This is a genomic window from Streptomyces sp. KPB2, from assembly GCF_003950055.1.
Taxonomy (GTDB): Bacteria; Actinomycetota; Actinomycetes; order Streptomycetales; family Streptomycetaceae; genus Streptomyces; species Streptomyces salinarius.
On the sequence record NZ_CP034353.1, the window covers coordinates 414,142 to 435,973 of the forward strand.

The 21,832-nt window shown below is 74.1% G+C and carries 21 protein-coding genes; 10 read left to right on the forward strand and 11 right to left on the reverse strand.

Annotated elements, in window-relative coordinates; translation table 11 throughout:
- Nucleotides 1-375 precede the first annotated feature (375 nt).
- Nucleotides 376-654: a hypothetical protein gene (locus D1J63_RS01850; protein WP_233648190.1), complete on the reverse strand. Its 279-nt coding sequence runs from the start codon at nt 652-654 to the stop codon at nt 376-378.
- A gap of 182 nt (nt 655-836) precedes the next feature.
- On the opposite strand from D1J63_RS01850, the gene D1J63_RS01855 reads away from it, so the two are divergent.
- Nucleotides 837-1,202 (forward strand): STAS domain-containing protein, encoded by a 366-nt coding sequence (locus D1J63_RS01855; RefSeq protein WP_102927905.1) that lies wholly within the window; start codon nt 837-839, stop codon nt 1,200-1,202.
- A 5-nt stretch (nt 1,203-1,207) separates the two neighbouring features.
- Here D1J63_RS01855 and D1J63_RS01860 read toward each other — a convergent pair whose 3' ends face one another.
- Together D1J63_RS01860 and D1J63_RS01865 are read right to left on the reverse strand one after the other, a co-directional pair.
- Nucleotides 1,208-1,636: an ATP-binding protein gene (locus tag D1J63_RS01860; protein ID WP_164712680.1), complete on the reverse strand. Its 429-nt coding sequence runs from the start codon at nt 1,634-1,636 to the stop codon at nt 1,208-1,210.
- Nucleotides 1,637-1,864: 228 nt separating this feature from the next.
- On the reverse strand, nt 1,865-3,220 hold the full coding sequence (locus D1J63_RS01865) for an endo-1,4-beta-xylanase (protein WP_125627428.1): 1,356 nt from the start codon (nt 3,218-3,220) through the stop codon (nt 1,865-1,867).
- Between the two features lie 279 nt (nt 3,221-3,499).
- On the opposite strand from D1J63_RS01865, the gene D1J63_RS01870 reads away from it, so the two are divergent.
- The 3 genes from D1J63_RS01870 to D1J63_RS01880 all read left to right on the forward strand — a co-directional run bounded on the left by D1J63_RS01870 (nt 3,500) and on the right by D1J63_RS01880 (nt 9,956).
- Nucleotides 3,500-6,079 carry a SpoIIE family protein phosphatase gene (locus D1J63_RS01870; protein WP_125627429.1) on the forward strand — a complete coding sequence of 860 codons (2,580 nt, stop codon included), beginning with the start codon at nt 3,500-3,502 and terminating at the stop codon, nt 6,077-6,079.
- A gap of 133 nt (nt 6,080-6,212) precedes the next feature.
- A complete protein-coding gene (locus tag D1J63_RS01875; RefSeq protein WP_164712681.1) occupies nt 6,213-8,948 on the forward strand; it encodes a SpoIIE family protein phosphatase in 2,736 nt (911 codons plus the stop codon).
- 162 nt (nt 8,949-9,110) lie between these two features.
- Nucleotides 9,111-9,956, forward strand: a complete 846-nt coding sequence (locus D1J63_RS01880) for a chitosanase (RefSeq protein WP_125627430.1) — start codon at nt 9,111-9,113, stop codon at nt 9,954-9,956.
- Between the two features lie 111 nt (nt 9,957-10,067).
- Here the strand turns inward: D1J63_RS01880 and D1J63_RS01885 are convergent, their stop codons facing one another.
- Nucleotides 10,068-10,241, reverse strand: coding sequence for a CsbD family protein (locus D1J63_RS01885; RefSeq protein ID WP_102927212.1), 174 nt, complete (start codon nt 10,239-10,241; stop codon nt 10,068-10,070).
- Nucleotides 10,242-10,394: 153 nt separating this feature from the next.
- Between D1J63_RS01885 and D1J63_RS01890 the strand changes: the two genes are divergently transcribed.
- Entirely contained in the window at nt 10,395-10,541 is a 147-nt protein-coding gene (locus D1J63_RS01890; protein ID WP_102927213.1) for a hypothetical protein, read from the forward strand.
- A 37-nt stretch (nt 10,542-10,578) separates the two neighbouring features.
- On the opposite strand, the gene D1J63_RS01895 is transcribed toward D1J63_RS01890, so the two are convergent.
- Entirely contained in the window at nt 10,579-12,048 is a 1,470-nt protein-coding gene (locus tag D1J63_RS01895) for an MFS transporter (RefSeq protein WP_125627431.1), read from the reverse strand.
- 267 nt (nt 12,049-12,315) lie between these two features.
- On the opposite strand from D1J63_RS01895, the gene D1J63_RS01900 reads away from it, so the two are divergent.
- The gene (locus D1J63_RS01900) at nt 12,316-13,680 is read left to right on the forward strand and encodes an FAD-dependent oxidoreductase (RefSeq protein WP_102927215.1); all 1,365 of its coding nucleotides are present in this window, start codon (nt 12,316-12,318) and stop codon (nt 13,678-13,680) included.
- 67 nt (nt 13,681-13,747) lie between these two features.
- On the opposite strand, the gene D1J63_RS01905 is transcribed toward D1J63_RS01900, so the two are convergent.
- The 4 genes from D1J63_RS01905 to D1J63_RS01920 are packed head-to-tail and all read right to left on the reverse strand — an operon-like array spanning nt 13,748 to nt 15,927.
- Nucleotides 13,748-14,122, reverse strand: coding sequence for a hypothetical protein (locus D1J63_RS01905; RefSeq protein WP_102927216.1), 375 nt, complete (start codon nt 14,120-14,122; stop codon nt 13,748-13,750).
- Between the two features lie 52 nt (nt 14,123-14,174).
- Complete coding sequence (locus D1J63_RS01910; RefSeq protein ID WP_125627432.1) at nt 14,175-14,699, reverse strand: roadblock/LC7 domain-containing protein; 525 nt, start codon at nt 14,697-14,699, stop codon at nt 14,175-14,177.
- 38 nt (nt 14,700-14,737) lie between these two features.
- Nucleotides 14,738-15,523 (reverse strand): hypothetical protein, encoded by a 786-nt coding sequence (locus D1J63_RS01915; RefSeq protein WP_176152825.1) that lies wholly within the window; start codon nt 15,521-15,523, stop codon nt 14,738-14,740.
- Nucleotides 15,520-15,927, reverse strand: a complete 408-nt coding sequence (locus D1J63_RS01920; protein WP_102929974.1) for a hypothetical protein — start codon at nt 15,925-15,927, stop codon at nt 15,520-15,522. The genes D1J63_RS01915 and D1J63_RS01920 overlap by 4 nt, the downstream gene beginning before the upstream one ends.
- Nucleotides 15,928-16,117: 190 nt before the next feature.
- On the opposite strand from D1J63_RS01920, the gene D1J63_RS01925 reads away from it, so the two are divergent.
- A complete protein-coding gene (locus D1J63_RS01925; protein ID WP_164712682.1) occupies nt 16,118-17,215 on the forward strand; it encodes a YihY/virulence factor BrkB family protein in 1,098 nt (365 codons plus the stop codon).
- Between the two features lie 10 nt (nt 17,216-17,225).
- Here D1J63_RS01925 and D1J63_RS01930 read toward each other — a convergent pair whose 3' ends face one another.
- On the reverse strand, nt 17,226-18,020 hold the full coding sequence (locus tag D1J63_RS01930) for an SDR family oxidoreductase (protein ID WP_102929972.1): 795 nt from the start codon (nt 18,018-18,020) through the stop codon (nt 17,226-17,228).
- A gap of 192 nt (nt 18,021-18,212) precedes the next feature.
- Between D1J63_RS01930 and D1J63_RS01935 the strand changes: the two genes are divergently transcribed.
- A complete protein-coding gene (locus tag D1J63_RS01935; protein ID WP_125627434.1) occupies nt 18,213-19,373 on the forward strand; it encodes a hypothetical protein in 1,161 nt (386 codons plus the stop codon).
- Between the two features lie 63 nt (nt 19,374-19,436).
- Here the strand turns inward: D1J63_RS01935 and D1J63_RS01940 are convergent, their stop codons facing one another.
- Nucleotides 19,437-20,123 carry a maleylpyruvate isomerase N-terminal domain-containing protein gene (locus D1J63_RS01940; RefSeq protein ID WP_125627435.1) on the reverse strand — a complete coding sequence of 229 codons (687 nt, stop codon included), beginning with the start codon at nt 20,121-20,123 and terminating at the stop codon, nt 19,437-19,439.
- A gap of 156 nt (nt 20,124-20,279) precedes the next feature.
- Between D1J63_RS01940 and D1J63_RS01945 the strand changes: the two genes are divergently transcribed.
- Both D1J63_RS01945 and D1J63_RS01950 read left to right on the forward strand, forming a co-directional pair.
- On the forward strand, nt 20,280-20,843 hold the full coding sequence (locus D1J63_RS01945; RefSeq protein ID WP_102929581.1) for a 2Fe-2S iron-sulfur cluster-binding protein: 564 nt from the start codon (nt 20,280-20,282) through the stop codon (nt 20,841-20,843).
- Nucleotides 20,840-21,832 (forward strand): xanthine dehydrogenase family protein subunit M, encoded by a 993-nt coding sequence (locus tag D1J63_RS01950; protein ID WP_125627436.1) that lies wholly within the window; start codon nt 20,840-20,842, stop codon nt 21,830-21,832. Before D1J63_RS01945 ends, D1J63_RS01950 begins: the two co-directional genes overlap by 4 nt.

The window sequence follows — 21,832 nt, forward strand, 5'->3', positions numbered from 1 at the left end:
ACCGGCGGGGCAACCGGCGGCATCGACGGGGCCGCAGCGGACCCGGGCTGAGACCGGCCAAGGCCCCCGGTCCGTAAGGGACCGGCGGCACCGGCGGCACCGGCGGCACCAACGGCGAGGCCGGCCGCATCGACGAGGCCGCAGCGGACCCGGGCCGAGACGGGCCAAGGCCCCCCGGCCCGTACGCACCTGCGGCACCGGCGGGGCAGCCGGCGGCATCCACGGGGCCGCAGCGGACCCGGGCCGAGACCGGCCGAGGCCCCCCGGTCCGTACGCACCCGTCCGGCCCGACGGGCTGGGGCGTCGGGCCGGGCGGGTCGGCCGAGCGGGGTCGGCCGGTGCGGCAGGCGGCCGGAGGGGCGGGCGCCTGCCCGGTCAGGTGTCGCGGTCGTCCTCCTGGACGGCCTTGCGCAGTCTTGCCTCGATCTTGTGCTGGGACTGGCCTCCCTCCTTGACGTACTCCGTCATCGCGGTCCGCGCGTCCCGGTCCAGGTCGCGCCAGGCCCGTACGGCCGTCTCGTAGGTGTGGGACTGCCGCGGGGTCCACTGATGCTGCGTGGGTGACCCGTACGAGTCGCGCAGTTCCTCGACCCGGTGCTGTGCCAGGTCCGCCGCGCGGCGCTTGTGCACGAGCTCCTCGAATGTGTGTGCCACCACACCTCGACCGTAGTCAGTGGAGCGCCCGGGCGCGCGTCGAGCCCGTGGCGGCCGGTGCGCCAGTGCCGGCCGATGCGCTCCGGTCCGTCCAAGTGGGCCACGCGGACGGCGAAGAGCCTTAACATCGAGCCACCGACGACGACCGGGCACATCCGGCACGGACGAGAGCTGAGGGCAGCGTGGCGGAGATCGAGGGAGCGGCAGTACCGGAGCGGCTGCTGATCACCCGTACCACCACGGGCGACGGAGTCAGTCTCGTGATCCTCTCCGGAGAGGTCGATCTCGACGGCAGCGGTCAGCTGCGCGAGGTCCTGCTGTCCTCGGTGGAGTCCGCGCCCGGCACGGTGGTGGACTTCGGTGAGGTGGGGTTCCTGGACTCCAGCGGCATCAACGTCCTGATCTCCGCACACCGGGCCGCCGAGTCCCGTGGCGTCTGGTTCCGGCTCGCCGCCCCGCGCGACGCCGTCGAACGCGTGCTGCGGCTGGTGGGCGTCGACGCGCTCATCCCCTGCTACCCGAGCGTGGAGCAGGCCCTGACCGCCTGACCGCGTCAGGTCAGCGGCAGGCGCGCGTACACCGTCTTCCCCGTCGCGTGCGGCTTGGTGATGACCTCGGCGCACAGCCGCGTCACGATCTCCAGCCCGTGCCGGCCGACCCGGGCGGGGTCGCGGGGCAGGAAGGTGGGGAACGCCTCCCCCGTGTCCGACACCGCGATCTCCACGCCGTCGCCGACCAGGGTCAGCTCCAGCCGGCAGGGGCCGGGCGCGTGCCGCAGCGCGTTCGTCACCAGCTCGCTGACGACCAGCCGGGCGGCGTCCAGGAAGGCGTCCGCCGGTCGCACGCCCCGCTCGGCGAGACGTGCGGCGAATCCGTGCACGACGTCCCTGGCGGCGGGGATCATCGCGGATCCGCCCCCGAACTCCACCGCCGCGGACACGACGGAGCCGTCCGCGGTGTCGGGTCCGTGCGCCGGGGTCATACCGAGCCTCACCGTCCGGTCCGAAGCCGAGTGGGGGAGCGAAGGTCCCCGGCTCTCACGATACGCACCGGCGCGCCTCCCACGCTCCCTTCGCCCCAACTTCCGCCGGACGCGCCGTTTTCCGAGCGCGGAACCGCCCGACATCGCGCGGCCCGGCACCGCCCCCGTCCCGGTCGGCGCGGGACGGGGACGGTGCCGGGGACGGAAGCGGCCGAACGACCGGCCGGATCAGGAGGCGGTGCAGGTGCCGACCGTGGGCGCGGCGTCGCTGCCGTTCTTGGCCGCGGTGAACCCGAAGCCGGTCGAGGCGCCGGCCGCCAGGGTGCCGTTCCAACTCGGCTTCACCGTCATGACGTTGCCGTCCCAGGTGGGCGTGCCGTTCCAGAGGGAGGAAACGGACTGCTGGGCCGGCAGGGTGACCGTCACGGTCCAGGCGCTGATCGGCTCGTCGCCCGCGGTGATGGTGACCTGGCCGTTGTAGCCGCTGTTCCAGTCCGCGGTCCTGGTGTACGTGGCCGTGCAGGTCGCGGTGCCGTCGCCCGGGTCACCGGGGTCTCCGGGGTCGCCCGGGTCGCCCGAGCCGCCGAGGGCGGACAGGACGGCGTCGTAGGCCGGCTTCTCCTGGTAGTTGCCGTCGAACAGCAGGGGGGTGCCGCTGCTGCGCCAGGAGTACTTGTCGGTGACGCCCCAGACGGTCATGCCGGTACAGCGGTCCACCGCGAGGCAGGCCTCGACGACCTTCGTGTAGTCGGCGGCCTGGGCCGAGCCGGAGCCCTCGATGTCCAGCTCGGTGATCTGCACGTCCACGCCGAGGTCGGCGAAGCGCTGGAGGTTTTGCCGGTAGTCGGAGGGGACCGGGGAGTTGCTGTTGAAGTGGGACTGGAAACCGACGCAGTCGATGGGCACGCCGCGGGACTTGAAGTCCTTGACCATGTTGTAGACGGCATTGCTCTTCGCGTTGACGCCGTCGGTGTTGTAGTCGTTGTAGCAGAGCTTGGCGGCCGGGTCGGCGGCGCGGGCGGTGCGGAACGCCTCCTCGATGAAGCCGTCGCCCAGCTTGTCCTGGAAGGGCGAGCTGCGCCGGGCGCCGCTGCCGCCGTCCTGGAACGCCTCGTTGACGACGTCCCAGCTGTGGATCTCCCCCTTGTAGTGCCCCATCAGGCCGTTGATGTGGTCCTTCATGGCCGTGCGCAGGTCGGAGGCGCCCAGTGAGCCCACCCAGGAGGGCAGTTGGGAGTGCCAGACCAGGGTGTGGCCGCGTACGTCCATGCCCCTGCTCTGCGCGTGGTCCACGATCCGGTCGGCGGAGGTGAAGGTGAAGGTGCCGCGGCTGGGCTCGGTGGCGTCCCACTTCATCTCGTTCTCGGGGGTCACCGAGCTGAACTCGCGGTCCAGCGTGGCGGTGTAGTCGGCCTCGCCGAGGTGGCTCGCCGCGACGGCGGTGCCGAAGTAGCGGCCCTGTCCGGCGGCCGCGGACCCGAGCGTGTCGGCGGCTTCGGCGGAGTGGGCCGCGGCCGTCAGCGCGGCGGCGGCCACGAGACCGGCGGTGGCCGCTCTCGACAGGCGTCTCAACGTCATGCTCATGTCATCCCGTTCCCTGAATCGGTGCGCGAAGGCCGTTCGGAAGGGCGGAAGCCGCCGAACCTCGCCCCAAAAGGTCGAAAGTTTCGGTCTGATTTCCGAATGTCGCGGAGGAGATTACGGACTCCCGTGCGCCGGGTCAACGCCCCGTGACGGTGACGTCACGGTCACCCGTGCGGACCGACCGCGTGCGCGACCGGGCGCGGGGGGCGCATTCTGGCTGTGTCGCCCGCGCAGCCCGTGTCGCCCGCGCGGCGGCGGCGCACGGACGAGGTGGGGCCGATGAGCACAGGCGCCGACGACGCCGGGCGGACCGACCGGGTGCCCGGACGGCTGACCGCGGCGCTGATCGACGCGTCGACCCGGGCGATCGGGGCGGCCGGCGGCCATGTGGGCGGGGTGTACCTGCGCTCCCCCACCCCCGGCGTGCTGCGGCTCGCCGTCCTGGCCGGACTGCCCGGTGCACTGTTCCGCCCCTGGTGGCGCCTGCACGCCGACAGCCCGTTCCCGGTGGCCGACGCCTACCGGCTGGGGGTCCGTGTGGTGCTGCCCAACGCCGCCGAGACGATGCGCCGGTACCCGCAGTTCGCGGCCGGTCTGCCCTTCCCCTTCGGGTCCCTGTACGTGCCCGTCGCCGGTGCGAGCCGGGCCTACGGCGTGCTGACCGTCCTGCGTCCCCCGGCACCGCACGCCGCCGACGTGCTGGAGGGCGCGGACCGCGTGGCCGGGCTGGCGCAGGACCTGGGCGCGGCCCTGGAGCGGCTGGACGCCGACGGTGCCGCGCCGCCGGTCGTCTGGGAGGGCGAGCCGCTGTGCGTACGACCGCCGGCCTCGGGCCGGCCCGCGCACCGCGCCGGAAGTTTCGGCTGGGACCCGGGAACCGGCGCCGTCACCCTCGACGAGCCGCTGTGCGCCCTGCTCGGCATCGCGTCCGGGGTCGCCGGAACACCGGCGGCGCTCGGGACGTTCACCGGGGTGCTGGCCCCCGACGACGGTCACCGGATCGCCGCGGCGCTGCGGGACACCGCCGCGGGCCGGCCGCCCCGGCTGCCCCTGTACGTGCGCACCGTGGACGGTTCACCGCGCCTGGTGGAGCTGTGGCGGCCACGGTGGGCGCCGCCCGGCGGGCCGGTGCGCGGCGCCATGCGCGACCCCTTCGACGGCACCGTGGCCGACGCCGCGGCCGACCTGCTGCCGGAGGGTGTCCTGTGCGTCGACCGGCTCGGCACCGTCGTGTACGCGAACCCCCGCGCCGCCCGCCTGCTGGGCGCGCCGCGGGCGGCGCTGGTCGGCCGCTCCCTGTGGGAGGCCGTGCCCTGGCTGGACCAGGCCGCCTACGAGGATCATCTGCGCGGCGCCCTGCTCTCCCCGGAGCCGGTCCGCTTCCACGTCCGGCGACCGCCCGACGCCGGCCGCCGGACCGCGCCGCAGCCCTACGAGGGCGACTGGCTCGCCGTCAGCGTGTATCCCGGGCCGGACTTCCTGACGGCCACGCTCCGCCCGGCCAACCGGGTGGCCGACGCGTCGGCCGGCCTCACGCCCGAGCACGGGGCGCCGGAAGGCGGCGCGGCCGACGCGGCCCCCGAGCCCGACGTGGGTGACCCGGCGCCGCCGGTCGCCGCCACGGCGCCGGAGTACCGCCCCATCGTCCTGGCGGTGGCGCTCACCGAGGCGGTCACCGCACGCCAGGTGTCCGCCGTGGTCGTACGGGAGCTGCTGTCGGCGTTCGGCGGCCGCCGGCTCGCGATCTACCTGCTCCAGGACCGGCATCTGCATCTCGCGTGGGAGACGGGCTTTCCGCCCGGCTTCCTGGCGCCCTTCGAAGGGGTGCCGCTGGACGCCCGGCTGCCCGGGGTGGAGACGCTGACCAGCGGACGGCCGCTCTTCTTCGACACGATGCAGGACCTGGCCGCCGCGTATCCGGGCATTCCGCTGGACGCCACGGAGGGTGCCCGCGCCTTCCTGCCGCTGATCGCCTCCGGGCGTCCGGTCGGCTCCTGCATCCTCGGCTTCGAACGGTCCCGGGGCTTCGGCGCCGAGGAGCGCACGGTGCTCACGGCCCTCGCCGGCCTCATCGCCCACGCCATGGAGAAGGCCCGGCGCTACGAGTCCGAGACCGCGCTCGCCCGCGGGCTGCAGGAGGTGCTGCTGCCCCGGCGGCTGCCCGCGCACCCGCTCCTGGAGACCGCGGGCCGCTATCTGCCCGGCACCCAGGGCATGGAGGTGGGCGGGGACTGGTACGACGTGGTGGCCTCCGGGGAGAGCATGGCCCTCGTCATCGGGGACGTGCAGGGCCACGGCGTGCAGGCCGCGGCGACCATGGGGCAACTGCGCAGCGCGGTGCGCGCCTTCGCCCTCGGCGACCGTCCGCCGGACGAGGTGATGAGCGGCGTCAACCGCCTGCTGGCCGATCTGGACCCGGGCCTGTTCGCGAGCTGCTGCTACATCCGGCTCGACCCGGCCACCGGACGGGCCTGCGCGGCACGGGCGGGACACCCGCCGCCGCTGCTGCGCCACCCGGACGGACGCACCGAGACCCTCGACCTGCCCGGCGGGGTGGTGCTCGGGGTGGACCCGCGCGCGCCCTACCCGCTGACCGAGTTCGTGGTCGAGCCCGGCACCGTCCTCGCCCTGTACACGGACGGTCTCGTGGAGCGGCCCGGCGCCGACATCGACGACGGGATCAACGCGCTGCGTCTCGCGCTGGCCCGGGCCGGCGCGCCCGCCGTACGGCCGGGGAACCGTTCGCTGGCCGGTGTCGCGGACCGGATCGTCGTGTCCGCCCGCCACACCACGGACCGCCCCGACGACATCGCGCTGCTGCTCGCCACCCGCCGCGTCGGCCCCGGGAGCCGCGGGTGAGGCCCGCCGTGGACGACCCGGCGGCACCCGACGGGAACGCCCGGGTGCCCCGTCCGGCGGCCGGCCGTGTCCCGGGGGGCGCCCCTCGCCTCCGGAGGCCCGGCAGTGTAGACATGAGCACATGGTCCGACTGATGGGTCGATCGGGAGAACGGTCACCCCGTCGTCCCGGCGGCCCGCACGTCCGACACCGGCAGGACGCGGACCGGTCACGACGGGGAGCGGACGCGGGGCGGCCCGCCTCGGCGCTGCGCTCGGCGCTGTCCGGACGCAGCGTGGCCGGCCAGGTCTTCGTGATGAACGTGGTCATCGTGCTGCTGCTCGTGGTGGCCGCGGCGGTCTCGCTGGTGCTCCAGGTGCGGCACGACAGCCAGGTGGAGGCCCGCAACCGTTCCGTCTCCGTGGCCTCGACGTTCGCCAACTCCCCCGGCATCCTCGAGGCGCTGCGCAGTCCCGATCCCACGGCGGTGCTCCAGCCCCGCGCCGAGGCGGTGCGCAAGGCCACGGGCGTGGACTTCGTGGTCGTCACGAACCCCGAGGGCATCCGCTACACGCACCCCAAGCCGGACCGCATCGGCAAGAAGTTCGTCGGAAACATCGCGCCCGCGCTGGCCGGGAAGACGGTGACCGAGGAGATCGAGGGCACCATCGGGCCGCTCGTCCAGGCCATCGTGCCGGTCAAGGCGCCCGGCGGGAAGGTGGTGGGCCTGGTCTCGGCCGGCATCACCACCGAGAACGTGGGCGGGGTCGCCGACCGCCAGCTGCCCCTCGTACTGAGCGCGGCGGCCGTCGGACTGGCCCTCGCGACCGGGGGCACGGCCCTGGTGAGCCGGCGGCTGCTGCGGCAGACGCACGGCCTGGGGCCGAACGAGATGACCCGGATGTACGAACACCACGACGCCGTCCTGCACAGCGTCCGCGAGGGCGTGCTCATCGTCGGCGGCGAGGGCACGCTGCTGCTGGCCAACGACGAGGCGCGGCGCCTGCTCACCCTGCCGCCGGACGCCGAGGGCCGGCACGTCGGGGCGCTCGGGCTGCCGTCCGACCTGGCGGAGCTGCTGGCCTCCGGCCAGGCCGCCACCGACGAGGTGCACCTGGTCAAGAACCGGCTGCTGGCCATCAACCTGCGGCCCACGGACGTCCGGGGCGGCCCCGCCGGCAGCGTCGCGACGCTGCGCGACTCGACCGAGCTGCGGGCCCTGTCCGGCCGGGCCGAGACCGCCCGGGAGCGCCTGGACATCCTGTACGCGGCCGGGGTGGGCATCGGCACCAGCCTCGACGTCACCCGCACCGCCGAGGAGCTGGGCGAGCTGGCCGTCCCCCGGTTCGCGGACTACGTCACCGTCGACCTGTTCGACACCGTGCTGGCCGGCGGTCAGCCGGACTCGCTGACTCCGCTGCGCCGGACCGCGCGCAGCGGAGTCAGCGAGGAGGTCCCCCTCTATCCGGTGGGCCGGCAGATCCGCTACGTCGACTCCTCGCCGCAGGGCCGCACGCTACGGACCGGCCGGGCCGTACTGGAGCCCCGCCTCGGCGAGGCCCCGGGCTGGCAGGCACAGGACTACGAGCGCTCCGCGCAGGTGGTGGAGTACGGCGTCCACTCGCTGATCACCGTCCCGCTGCGTGCGGGCAGCCTGGTGCTCGGGGTGGTGAGCTTCTGGCGTTCGGTCAAGCCCGAGCCGTTCGACGAGGACGAGCTGGCGCTCGGCGAGGAACTGGTCGCGCGGGCCGCGGTCTCCATCGACAACGCGCGCCGGTACACCCGCGAGCACAGCATGGCGGTGACGCTCCAGCGCAGTCTGCTGCCCCGCAGGCTGCCCGACCAGAACGCCCTGGACGTCGCCTACCGCTACCTGCCCGCGCAGGCCGGGGTCGGCGGGGACTGGTTCGACGTGCTGCCGCTGTCCGGGTCCCGGGTCGCGCTCGTCGTCGGCGACGTCGTCGGGCACGGGCTGCACGCCGCGGCCACCATGGGCCGGCTGCGGACGGCGGTGCACAACTTCACCGCTCTCGATCTGCCGCCCGACGAACTGCTCGGGCTCCTGGACGAGCTGGTCGGCCGCATCGACCAGGACGAGGCGGCCGACGACAGCACCGCCCCGGTGACCGGTGCGACCTGTCTCTACGCCATCTACGACCCGGTCGCCGGCTCCTGTGTGATGGCCCGGGCGGGCCATCCGCCGCCGGCCCTGATCCGGCCCGACGGCACGGTGGAGTTCCCCGAGGTGCCCGCGGGGCCCCCGCTGGGCCTGGGCGGTCTCCCGTTCGAGACGACGGAGCTGCGGCTGGCGGAGGGCAGCCGGCTCGTGCTGTACACCGACGGGCTGGTCGAGGACCGCAAGCACGACATCGACGTCGGCCTGGAACAGCTGCGCCGGGCGCTGGAGACGGCCGGCGAGACGCCCGAGGAGACCTGCCGGACCGTCCTGGACGCCCGGCTCCCGGACCGGCCGGGCGACGACATCGCGCTGCTGGTCGCCCGCACCCGGACGCTGGGCCCCGACCAGGTCGCGGAGTGGGACGTCCCGAACGATCCGGCGGCGGTCGGCGAGGTGCGTTCCCAGGTCACCCGGCGGCTGGGCGAGTGGGGCCTGGACGACCTGGTGTTCACCACGGAGCTGATCCTCAGCGAGCTGGTCACCAACGCCATCCGGTACGGCGGCGAGACCGTCCACGTCCGGGTGGTGCGCGATCGCAGCCTGATCTGCGAGGTGTTCGACAGCTCCAGCACCTCGCCGCATCTGCGCTACGCGGCCATGACGGACGAGGGCGGGCGCGGTCTGTTCCTGGTCGCGCAGCTCGCGGAGCGCTGGGGCACCCGCTACACGCCGGCGGGCAAGGTCATCTGGGCGGAGCAGCCGGTGCCCTGACGGCCGCGCAGGCCCTTCCCCCGGACGGGCCCGGGAGCCGCGGGCCCCCCTCGGTGCGTACCAATTCCGTGCGGGACGGGTGTCCGGCGCGCCGATTGTCTGGTAGGAAACTTTCCTATCAGTGCCCGGCACTCCCGACCCCCCACCACACCTGGAGATTCCGTGAGGCACCCCTTCCCCGACCCGGCGCGCCCCGCAGGCCCCTCGCGCCGTACCGTGATCGCCATGGCATGCGCGTCCCTGGCGACAGTCCCCCTCCTCACCCCCTCGCGGGCCGCGGCGGCGTCCGCGCGAGCGACGGGGCTCGACGACCCGGCGAAGAAGGAGATCGCCATGCAACTGGTGTCGAGCGCGGAGAACTCCTCGCTCGACTGGAAGGCGCAGTACCGGTACATCGAGGACATCGGCGACGGCCGCGGCTACACCGCGGGCATCATCGGCTTCTGCTCCGGCACCGGCGACATGCTCGACCTGGTGGAGCTGTACGCCGAGCGCAGTCCCGGCAACGTCCTCGCGCCCTATCTGCCGGCCCTGCGCCGGGTCGACGGCTCCGACTCGCACGAGGGCCTCGACCCCGGCTTCCCGGACGACTGGCGCCGGGCCGCCGACGCGGATGCGGAGTTCCGCCGGGCGCAGGACGACGAGCGCGACCGCGTCTACTTCGAACCCGCCGTCCGGCGCGGCAAGGAGGACGGGCTGCGGACGCTGGGGCAGTTCGCGTACTACGACGCGATCGTCATGCACGGCGACGGCGGCGACCGGCTGAGCTTCGGCAGCATCCGCGAGCGCGCCCTCGGCCGGGCCCTGCCGCCGGCCCGGGGCGGGGACGAGGTCGCCTACCTGCACGCCTTCCTCGACGAACGGGTGTGGGCCATGAGGCAGGAGGAGGCGCACAGCGACACCAGCCGGGTCGACACGGCCCAGCGCGTCTTCCTGAACGAGGGCAACCTGGACCTCGAGCCGCCGCTGGACTGGCACGTGTACGGGGACGCCTACCACATCGGCTGACCCGCGCCTCGTGAGACCACCGGCCCCGTTCCGGGGCCGCCGGGCACGACGCGGGCCACGGATCCGGCCGTTGCCGGGTTCCGCGGCCCGTGCGTCCGAACCGTTCCGGTGTCAGTGCCGGAACGCGTCCTTGCCCTTCTCCTTGGCCTGCCGGGCGTCGCCCTTGGACTGGGCGGCGCGGCCCTCGGCCGTCATCCTCTCGTTGCCGACGGCCCGGCCGGCCGCTTCCTTGGCCTTCCCCTTGGCCTGCTCCATCCTGGCCTTGGACTTCTGGTTGCCGGCCACAGTGTTCACCTCTCGGCGTCGGTGTGCGATGTCCTGCCCGGCGGGTCGCCCCGTGCGGCGGGTCCAAACGTGCGAAGGCCAGTCAGGGGTGTCCGGCGGGGCAAGGGGTACGAGCACCGGCAAGTGAGCACCTCGTCGACTCGGAGGAATGTCATGGCCGGAGTACTGGACCGGATCAAGCGGTTCGCGCGCAGTCCGCAGGGCCGCCGCGCGGCGGAGCAGGTGCGCCGGGCCGCCTCGGACCCCCGTCGCCGCGCGCAGGCCCAGGAGATGCTGCGCAAGTTCGGCAAGCGCCGCTGAGCGCCGGCTCGCCGACTCGCCGCCCGGCGTCGGGCGGTCAGTTCTGACCGGCGTGCGTATGGCTGTGGGACGTCTCCGGCGGGCAGTCCCGGTCGTGGCCGGGACGGTCCCGCTGCCAGTCGCGGACCGCGACGGTCAGCGCGCACAGCATGGCGGCGACTCCGGTGCCGACCGACAGGGCCACGGCCTCGTGGTAGTCCTCGTGGGTGGCGTTCAGCGTCAGGTAGAAGAGGCCCGGCAGCGCGGCGGTGCCCACGGCGCCGCCCAGCCGTTGGCCGGTCTGCAGGGCACCCCCGGCCGCGCCCGCCATCCGCACCGGCACGTCGCGCAGCGTCATGGTGATGTTGGGGGAGATCACGCAACCGCTGCCCAGCCCGCCGAGCAGCAGGGCCGGGGCAGCGAACCAGGCGGCCATGCCGGAGGGCGCGAGCCAGAGCAGCAGCGCGGTCGTGCCCAGCCCCGCCATGACGGCGACCAGTCCGCAGACGGTCAGCAGTCGCCCCAGCCGTTCCACCAGCCGGCCCGCCACGGCCGCGGCGACGGCCGAGCCCACCGCGAACGGGGTCACCGCCAGGCCCGACATCAGCGGTGAGTAGCCCAGCCCGTTCTGGAAGAAGAGCGCGAAGACGAGCCACACCCCGCTGAAGCCGACGAAGTACAGGGCTCCCAGCCCCGCGCCGGTGGCGTAGCCGCGGGTCTCGGTGAGCAGTCCCGGTTCCAGGAGCGGTTGGCCGCCCCGGCGGGCGACGCGGCGCTCCCAGCGGGCGAAGGCGACCAGGACCAGCGCTCCCACCGGGAACAGCCACCACGCCTTGGTCAGGCCGCCGCCCTCGGCGAGTACCAGCGGCAGCATCACCGCCAGGATCCCCGCGCCGAGCAGTGCCACCCCCACCGGATCGAGGCGCCCCGGGCCGCCGGGCGCCACCCGGGGCAGCAGGCGGAAGCCGAGGAGCAGGGCGAGCAGGCCGACCGGCACGTTCACGTAGAAGATCCATCGCCAGCCCTCGGGGCCGGCCAGCGCCAGGATCAGGCCGCCCACGACCGGCCCCACGGCGCTGGACACTCCCACGGTGGCGCCGAAGAGGCCGAACGCGCGCCCGCGTTCCGCGCCCCGGAACAGCTGCTGTATGAGGGCCGAGTTCTGCGGTGCCAGGCTGCCCGCGGCGACTCCCTGGGCGAGCCGGGCGGCGACGAGCAGTTCGATGCCGGGCGCGGCCCCGGCCGCGGCGCTGAAGAGCACGAAGGCGGCCAGGGCGACGAGGAAGACGCGGCGCCTGCCGAACGCGTCGCCGATCCGTCCCGCGGTCACCAGGGTCAGGGCGAACGCCAGCGCGTAGCCGGAGACGACCCACTGCACGGACGCCGGCGAGGTGTGCAGCCCCTCCTGCATGGAGGGCAGGGCCACGGCGACGATCGTGACGTCCAGCAGGGTCATGAACCCGGCGACCAGGGTGACCCACAGGGCCCGCCACCGGCGGGGATCGGGTTCGTCGTCCGGACGCTGCACACGGGCTCCCCTCGTGAGGCTCACGGGACGCGCCACTTCGCCCCCCGCCTGCGTCACCCGTGACCGGACCTTCAAACACTGGGCGCTGCCCGCGCCCCCGCCCGTGCTCCCCGCCCGGGCCGCCGAACCCGGGACCCAAACCTGAACCATGAGATCCCATAAGGTGTGCTTATGACCTCATAGACCGGACCCGCGTACCGACTTAGGCTTGCCTTAGCTTAGGCTTCCCCGAGAGTCGATCTGTTACCGCTCGAAGGGAACATCAACATGCCCCGCCCACTGCGGGTGGCCATCGTCGGATCCGGCCCGGCCGGGATCTACGCCGCTGACGCCCTGCTCAAGTCCGAAGTGGCCGCCGACCCCGGTGTTTCCATCGACATCTTCGAGCGCATGCCCGCCCCGTTCGGACTCATCCGGTACGGTGTCGCGCCCGACCACCCGCGCATCAAGGGCATCATCACGGCCCTGCACCAGGTGCTCGACAAGCCGCAGATCCGCCTCTTCGGCAATGTGAACTACCCGAGCGACGTCAGCCTGGACGATCTGCGCGCCTTCTACGACGGTGTGATCTTCGCCACCGGCGCCACGGCCGACCGGGCGCTGTCCGTCCCCGGCATCGACCTCGACGGCTCCTACGGCGCGGCCGACTTCGTCGCCTGGTACGACGGACACCCCGACTTCCCGCGCACCTGGCCGCTGGAGGCGGAGAAGGTCGCCGTCCTCGGCGTGGGCAACGTCGCCCTGGACATCGCCCGGGTCCTCGCCAAGACGGCGGACGAGCTGCTGCCCACCGAGATCCCGCCGAACGTGTACGAGGGTCTGAAGGCCAACAAGGCGCTGGAGGTCCACGTCTTCGGCCGCCGCGGCCCGGCGCAGGCGAAGTTCAGCCCGATGGAGCTGCGGGAGCTGGACCACTCCCCCAACATCGAGGTGATCGTCGACCCCGAGGACATCGACTACGACGAGGGCTCGATCGCCACCCGGCGCGCCAACAAGCAGGCCGACATGGTCGCCAAGACCCTGGAGAACTGGGCCATCCGCGACGTCGGCGACCGGCCGCACAAGCTGTTCCTGCACTTCTTCGAGTCGCCCTCGGAGATCCTCGGCGAGGACGGCAAGGTGGTCGGCCTGCGCACCGAGCGCACCGAGCTGGACGGCACGGGCAACGTCAAGGGCACCGGCGAGTTCAAGGACTGGGACGTCCAGGCGGTCTACCGGGCCGTCGGCTACCTCTCCGACCAGCTCCCCAAGCTGCCCTGGGACATCGACTCGGGCACGGTCCCGGACGTGGGCGGCCGGGTCGTCCAGGAGTCCGGGGAGCACCTGCAGTCGACGTACGTCACCGGCTGGATCCGGCGCGGCCCGGTCGGCCTGATCGGCCACACCAAGGGCGACGCCAACGAGACGGTGTCCAACCTGCTGGACGACTACGCGAACGGCCGTCTCCAGACGCCCGCCTCGCCGGCTCCGGAGGCCGTGGACGCCTTCCTCGCCGAGCGGAACGTCCGTTTCACCACCTGGGACGGCTGGTACAAGCTCGACGCCGCCGAGAAGGCGCAGGGCGAGCCGCAGGGGCGGGAGCGCGTGAAGTACGTCGAGCGCGAGGACATGCTCCGGGAGAGCGGCGCCTGAGCAGTGGTGTCCGGCACCGGCCGCCTCCTCGCCGGGGCGGCCGGTGCCGGACGTGTCGCCGTCGGGTTCAGACCTCCAGGTCGCTCTCGACGCGGCGCAGCTGGTGGCGGGCCATGGCCAGGTTGGCGCGGCTCGCGTCCAGGACCAGGTAGAGGAACAGCCCGTTGCCGCCGCGGCCCTTGAGCAGGCGGATCATGTGGTACTGGGTGCCCAGCGTGATCAGGATGTCCTCGATCTCGTCCTTGAGTCCGAGGTGCTCCATCGTGCGCAGTTTGGACCGCACGACGTCGGTGTTGCCCGCGGCGGCGACCTCCAGGTTGAAGTCCTTTCCGCCGCCCAGGGTGCCGAGCGCCATTCCGCTGGTGTAGTCGACGAGCGCGACGGCGGTCGCTCCGTCGATGGAGCTGAGGCATTCCTTGAGCGAGGTCTCCAGGTTGGCCATGGTGGTTTCCTTTCCGGACGTGATCGGTGTGCGTTCGGTACGCGATCGGGGGTCAGGTCGGCCGGTGGTGGCCGCCCGCCCGGGGAGCGGGCTGGTGGGCGGGGCGCTGCGGGGTGCGCACCGGCAGGGTGCCGATGGGGCGGGCCGCCCGGTCGGGGAGCGCCGTGACGGGTTCGGCGTCCGGGGCGCCGCCGCGTTCGGGACCGAGGCCGGCGGCGACCAGTTCCCCGATCCGCGCGCCGCTGCGCCGGCCCTCCAGGTGCAGCCGGCCCACGTTCACCCGGCCGTCGGCGAGCAGGGTGAGCACGGCGGCCGGACCGGCGGCGTACGTGGCGACGTAGCCGTCGGCCCCGCGCAGCAGCAGTTCACGGAAGCCGCCGCGCGCGGTCGCCTCGGCCGTGCGGTGCGCGACGCCGAGGGCGGCCGCGGTGAGCGCGGCGAGCCCCTCCGGCTCGGTGCCCGGCGCGTCGTGGGCCAGGACGAGCCCGTCCACGGTGGCCGCGAGCGACCCGGTCAGCTGGGGCACGCGGTTGCGCAGCCGGTGCAGTTCGTCCAGGACGTCGCTCTCGACGGCCATGAGCAGTCTCCTTTCGTCGCGCCTGCGACGCGCGCGGATCACAGGGCCTCCAGGGCGTCTCGGAGCCGTCGCAGCAGGGCCGTGTCGGGGTCGTCCCACACGACCCCCGGCGGTTCGGGTCCGGGCGGCAGGGGCGGGGCTTCGGCGGCCGCCGCGCGGACGAGGCCGTCGGCGGCCAGGCGGCGCAGTTCGACGAGGGTGTGGTAGGTGCGGCAGGCGAGCGCCGAGGCGATCTGCGCGGCGGTGCGGACGCCGTCGACCTGGGTCAGGGTGCGGCCCCGCCGCACGGGCAGGGCGGCGTTCCCGGCGCCCGGCACCCGGGTCAGCGGGAGAGTGTCGATGGCGGGGTCGGGCCATATGCGGTCCAGCAGCGCGCGCCGGCGTCCGCACTCGCGCACGACGACGTCCACCGGCACGGAACGGACCGCGCCGAGCCAGTGCACCGCGCCCGGCCGGAAGCGCTGCGCGCGGGTGTCGTGGGCCAGGACGAAGTAGGCGGCGTCGAACAGCGCGCCCAGGTGACAGACCTCCAGCGCGCCGGCGGCGAGCGTCCCGCCGGCCACGAGCCGGTGGCCGACCCGGTGCTGTGCCCCGCCCCGGTCGACCGCCTCCCACCAGCCGTCCGGCGGGACCGCGCCGCTGCGGGTGAGCAGCGCGCCGAGGTCGGGGGCGAAGGCCGACTCCACGTGCACGACGCGGCCCGCCTTGAGGTAGACGATGCCCCGCTCGCCCGACAGGGCGCCGGTCGCCCCCTCGGCCGCCAGGGCGCCGAGGGCGTCGGCGGTCGTCTCGTACGCGGTCCAGGTGGTCGTCACGCGGGTCATCCGAGCACCAGCCGGTCGGCCATCTCGGCCAGCCGGATGCGGGCCAGGGCGAGGTTGCCGTCGTTGCGGTCGAGCCACAGGTGCAGGAAGACGGTGCTGTCGAACGGGGTGCTGACGAACCTGAGCAGGTGGTAGGCGTCGCCGGTGGTGGCGATCAGGTCCTCCACCGGGGGTTCCTTCCCGGGTTCGGCACCGCCGGCTGCCGTGCCGCCCGCCGCCAGGGAGCCGCTCTCCGCGACGTGCCGGCCCAGCTCCGCCGTCTCCGCGGCGGTGGCCTCCCAGTCGCCGCCCGGCGCCTCGCCGACGGCGCCGAGAGCCAGCCCGCTGATCCAGTCGACCAGCGACGCGCCGCGCGCGCCGGGCAGCCTCATGGCTTCCAGCAGACTCTCGTCGATTCCGGGCACGCCGGATCCCCTCCCCCTGCACGGCAGTACCGCGAACGTGACGACGACACTACGGAAAGTGCACGCATCCGGTGAGCCCTTTGGCATTTTCCAGAGGAACGTGCCCGCGCTGCGGCATACTGCGGGGTTCGGCCCGGTACGGGAGCGGCTGGGCGGGCGTGCCCGCGCCGAGACGGGCAACCCGGCAGGCATGGCCCGACTGCATCTCCCCCGTCGCGGGAAGCACATGAAGGACACACCGGCGGACGCACCGGCGGACGCACCGCCTTCCGAGGGGCCGGACGACGGCTACGGTCCGGATGCCGCCACCGAGGACGCCGCCCCGGACTCCCCCACCGAACTGCCGAAGCGTTCGTGGACCGCGCTGCTGCGGCGCGTGGTCGCCGAGTTCAAGGACGACGAGCTGACCGACCGCGCCGCCGCCCTGACCTACTACGGGATCCTGGCGCTGTTCCCGGCGCTGTTGGTGCTCGTGTCGCTGCTCGGCATCGCCGGGGACTCCGCCACCCAGGAGGTCCTGGACAACGTGAAGAAGCTGGCGCCCGGCTCCGCGCGGGACGTCCTCACGAACGCGGTGGAACAGCTGCAGGCCAAGGCGGGCCTGGGCTCCGCGCTCGCGGTGGTCGGTCTGGTGGGTGCCGTCTGGTCGGCGTCCGGCTATGTCGCCGCCTTCATCCGGGCGGCCAACGCGGTCTACGACATGCCCGAGGGGCGCCCGGTGTGGAAGGTGCTGCCGCTGCGGGTGGGGCTGACCGTGGTGCTGCTCGTGCTCGCGGTGGTCAGCGCGCTCATCGTGGTCTTCACCGGGAGCCTGGCCCGGCAGGCGGGCACCGCCCTGGGTGTCGGGGACACCGCCCTGACCGTGTGGTCGATCGCCAAGTGGCCGGTGCTGGTCCTGCTGGTCACCTTCATGATCGCGATCCTGTACTGGGCCGCGCCGAACGCCCGGGTCAAGGGCTTCAAGTGGATCTCCCCGGGCAGTCTGGTCGCGCTGCTGATCTGGCTGCTCGCCTCCGCCGGGTTCGCCTTCTACGTGGCCAACTTCGGCTCGTACAACAAGACGTACGGCACCCTGGCCGGCGTGATCATCTTCCTGGTCTGGCTGTGGGTCACCAACCTGGCCGTCCTGCTCGGTCTGGAGTTCGACGCGGAGCTGGCCCGGCAACGCGTCATCGACGCCGGACATCCGCCCGAGGAGGAACCGTACGTGGAGCCGCGCGACACACGGGCCTGGGACGAGGCGGACCGGCGGCGCGCGGACGGGGACGAGTGCGAGGGGCCCGGATGAGACCGGGGGCCTACGGGAGGATCGAGTCGACGTAGCCGCCGTCCACCCGGACGGCGGCCCCGGTGGTGGCGGACGCGAGGGGGGAGCTGAGGTACACCACCAGGTTGGCGATCTCCTCGGGTTCGATCAGCCGCTGGAGCAGCGACTGCGGCCGGTGTTCGCGCATGAAGACGCGCTGTGCCTCGTCCCAGGGCAGGTCGCGGTCGACCAGCTGGTACACGAAGTCCTCGACGCCCTCGGTGTGGGTGGGGCCCGCGATGACGCAGTTCACCGTGACGCCGCTGCCCGCCGCCTCCTTGGCGAAGCCGCGGCCGACTCCCAGCAGGGCCGTCTTGGAGACTCCGTAGTGGATCATCTCGGCCGGGATCACGACGGCCGAGTCACTCGCGATGTACAGCACCCGGCCCCAGCCGCGGTCCCTCATCCGGGGGAGATGGGCGCGCGTCAGCCTGACTCCCGCGAGGACGTTGATCTCGAAGTAGCGGCGCCACTCGTCGTCGCCGATCTCCAGCGCGGGCGCGGCGCCGAAGACGCCGAGGTTGTTGACGAGGACGTCCACGTCGGGCAGCGCCTCCAGGGCCCGCTCGGCACCCTCCGCGGTCCCGAGGTCGGCGGCGACCGGCACGAACACGCCGTCCGGCACCTCGGCCCGCAGCCTCTCGACGCTCTCGGCCAGGCGCCCGGCGTCGCGCCCGTTGACGCCCACGGTGGCTCCGGCCCGGGCCAGCCCGGCGGCGATCGCCGCCCCGATGCCCTGCGAGGAGCCCGTCACCAGTGCGGTGCGTCCGCCGAGGTCGAGGTTCATCAGGTCGCTCCTGTCGTGCCGTACGGTCGGTCGGGTTGCTCCTGCCCACCTTCGCCCACGGCACGTCGTGGCCCGGTCGGCCGCACCGTGCGCCGCGCCGCGGCACGCCCGGTCGGCGGACCCCCGGTGCTCTCGGCTGACCTGCGGCGACAATACTTGCCTACGTCCGTGCCCCTGCTGCCCGATGGACCCATGCCGACCTCTCCCACCGCCCGCCCCACGTATCCGCCCACGCTGTGGGCCGCTCGCGGCCGCCATGTCGGCTCCGCGGCCGAGGACACCGTCCGGCACACGCTGCAGCGGCTCAAGGACGACCACGTCGTCGACGACTTCCTCGAGCCGCCCGACGAGCCCACGGAGGAGTCCGGGCCGGCGGGCACGCCGGGACCGCGGATCTTCGAAGCGCGCTGGAGGGCTCCCGGGGACGTGACCGTTCGGGCCCGGCTGATCCTGGAGCCGGCCTCGGCGGGCGGCCAGGAGTGGACGCTGCTCGCGGAGGCCGTGGAGGCCTGGGACCTGGCCTGGCCCTCCCCCGCGACCGTGTTCTGGCCCGACGACCCGGACGTCACGTGGGACCGGGACACCGCCACGGGGCTGCGGCTGCGGGGCATCAACACCCTGCCGGACGACGACAAGGCCGTACGCAGGCTGCTCAAGGAGGCGGGGCGCAGCCCCTGGAACATCCACGTGGTGGTGCACGAGGCGATGACTCCGGACCACCGCGGCCGGGTTCCGCTCGCGCAGTGGCTGCCGCCCGGTCTGCGCCACCGGGTGGTCGAGCACCGCGCCGCGCCGCAGCAGTTGCGGGTGGTGAACTGGGCGCTGGAGGACTTCGGCGTCCAGGTCCCGCGCGGCGGCGCCGTCGTGCTGCCCGGCACGCCTGCCCCGGACGACTACGCGGCCGGTGACTTCTCCGTCCGCACCGTCTTCCTGGACGGCTCCGAGCCCACCGCGCTGATCGCGGCGGTGACGGCCTTCGCCGCGCTGGCCAGGCCGTTGCCGGACGACGCGGTGGCGGCGCTCGGCTCGCTGCGGGAGGACTGGCGGCTGCTGACGCTGGAGGAGGAACTGGCGCGGGAGCGCAAGCTGGTGGCGATGTACGCCGAGGCGCTCGAAGCGATGACCCAGTCCCGTGACCTGTACCGGGAGGCGGCGGAACGGGCGGCCGAGGCCCTCGCCGTGTACCGCGAGTCCGCCGGCGCCGCCCCGGCCGGGCCGCCCCCGGCCGATCCACCGGCGTCCCCGCTGCGCGGGCTGACCCGCACACTGGACCGGTTCCGGGGCGCCACCCGGACACCGCGGCCCCGGTCCGACGGCGGGACCGCCGGCGAATCGCCCCGGTCGGGCGAGTGATCCCGCCGCCCCGCTGACGTGCGCGGCGGCCCTGCGGCCTCGGCCGACCGTGGTGCCCCGGTCTCAGCTGAACAGGGGGAAGCGGGCCGCGTCCGCTCCCAGGGCCTGCTGTTCGGCGGCGGTCAGGGGCGCGCGTCCGGTGGCCGCGCGGGCGTAGTGCTCGTCGCCCCAGTCGACCGGCACCGGGCGGCCCAGCAGGCCGTCCAGGGTGGCGCGGACCGCGGCGAGCCCGGCCGGTGCCGGCCCGGGCGCGGCGGGCAGGGCGACGGTCAGGTCGAGATGGTGGACGGTGGCCTCCACGGCCAGGGTGATCATGAGGTCGCCGGCCGTCAGGACGTGCCCCTGGGTGCCGACCGGCCGGTCCGCAGCGGCGGCGCCCGCGGCCCGCGCGGCGGCGGCCAGGGTCTCCAGGCACACCTCCTTGAGCTGCCCGAAGTCGAGGAACATGCTCGCGGCGACCCGGTTGTAGCGTCGCCCGTGGGCGGCGCCGACCGGGTTCGGTGCCCAGTCCGTCCAGTAGGTGACGGCGTCCCGGTCGGGCGGTCCTGCGGCCGGGGAGTGCAGCGCCACCAGTGCCCGCTGGGCGTCGGCGAGCAGGTGGAACATGAGGTCGCGCACCGCCCACCCGGTGCAGCCGGTCGGCAGCCACGACTCCTCGTCCCCCAGCGGGCGGACGACGCCCGCCAGCGCCTCGTAGGCCTCGCGCACGACGTGCGCCGGTTCCGTGGGTTCTCCGCATCGCGTGCTCATGGCGTCACCCTAGGGGCGTCGTCCCGGTCGGCCGGCGCCGGTCGAGGACCGCGGCTGCCCGGGGCCCCGCTGAGGGCACCCTCACGTGTCATCCGGCGCGAGGTGGATACGCGGACGGCACAGGAGCCCGGCCCGTCCCGGAAGGTCAGCGACGCCATGGACAGCCAGCACGAGAGCGCCCCCGCTTCCCGCCCACCGGAGTCCTCCCGTTCGGAGACCACGCTCCGCGTCAACGGCAAACCGCACACGCTCACCGTCGACCACCGCCGGGTCCTGCTGGACCTCCTGCGCGAGGATCTCGGTCTGGCGGGCGCCAAGAAGGGCTGCGACCACGGGCAGTGCGGCGCCTGCACGGTCCTGGTCGACGGGCGGCGGGTCAACAGCTGCCTGCTGTTCGCGGTCGCCCTGGACGGCTGTGAGATCACCACGGTCGAGGGCCTCGCCGGGGACGGCGAGGAACTGCACCCGGTGCAGCGCGCCTTCCTCGACCGCGACGCCTTCCAGTGCGGCTACTGCACACCGGGCCAGATCTGCTCCGCGGTCGGCGCGCTCGCCGAGGCCGCGGCCGGACACCCCTCCCACGTCACCGACCCGGCGACGCCCTCCGGGGCGCCGGTCGAGCTGGACCGGGAGGAGATCCGGGAGCGGCTGAGCGGCAACCTGTGCCGGTGCGGTGCGTATCCGCGCATCGCCGACGCGGTCGAGGACGTGATCCCGTGAAGCCCTTCGCCTACGTACGCGCGGGCAGCGTCGAGGAGGCCACCGACGCGTTCGCCGCCCACCCCGGCGCCCGCTACCTCGGCGGCGGCACCAACCTCGTCGACCTGATGAAACTGGGCGTGGAGACGCCGGCCGCCCTCGTCGACGTCACCCGGCTGCCGCTGGACACGGTGGAGGAGCTGCCCGACGGCTCGCTGCGGGCCGGTGCGATGGTCCGCAACAGCGACCTCGCCGCCCACCCCGCCGTGCGCGACCGCTACCCCGCCCTGTCCCAGGCGTTGCTGGCCGGCGCCTCCGGGCAGTTGCGCAACGCCGCCACGACCGGCGGCAATCTGCTGCAGCGCACCCGCTGTCCCTACTTCCAGGACGTGTCCAAGCCCTGCAACAAGCGCGAGCCCGGCACCGGCTGCGGCGCGCTGCAGGGCGTGCACCGCGACCATGCCGTACTGGGCCATTCCGACCAGTGCATCGCCACCCACCCCTCGGACATGGCGGTGGCGCTGGCCGCCCTCGACGCGCGCGTGGAGCTGCGCGGCCCCGAGGGCGGCCGCAGCGTGCCCGCGGCCGACTTCCACCGGCTGCCCGGCATGCACCCGGAGCGGGACACGGAGATCCACCCGGGTGAGCTGATCACGGGCGTGGTGCTGCCCGCGGCCACCGCCGGACTGCCCTCGGCCTACCGCAAGGCCCGCGACCGGGCGTCGTACGCCTTCGCGCTGGCCTCCGTCGCCGTCGTGCTGCACCTGGCGGACGGGGTGGTGGAGCGGGCCGGGATCGCCTTCGGGGCGCTGGCGCACCGGCCCTGGCGGGCCCGGCGGGCGGAGGACGCGCTGGTGGGTGCGGCGCCCACCACGGCGGCGTTCGAGCACGCCGTCGACCTGGAGCTGGCCGCGGCCGAGCCGCTGCGGGACAACGCCTACAAGGTGCCGCTGGCCCGCCGGCTGGCCCTCGACGTACTGGGCCGGCTCGCCCCGCCGGCCACCACCTGA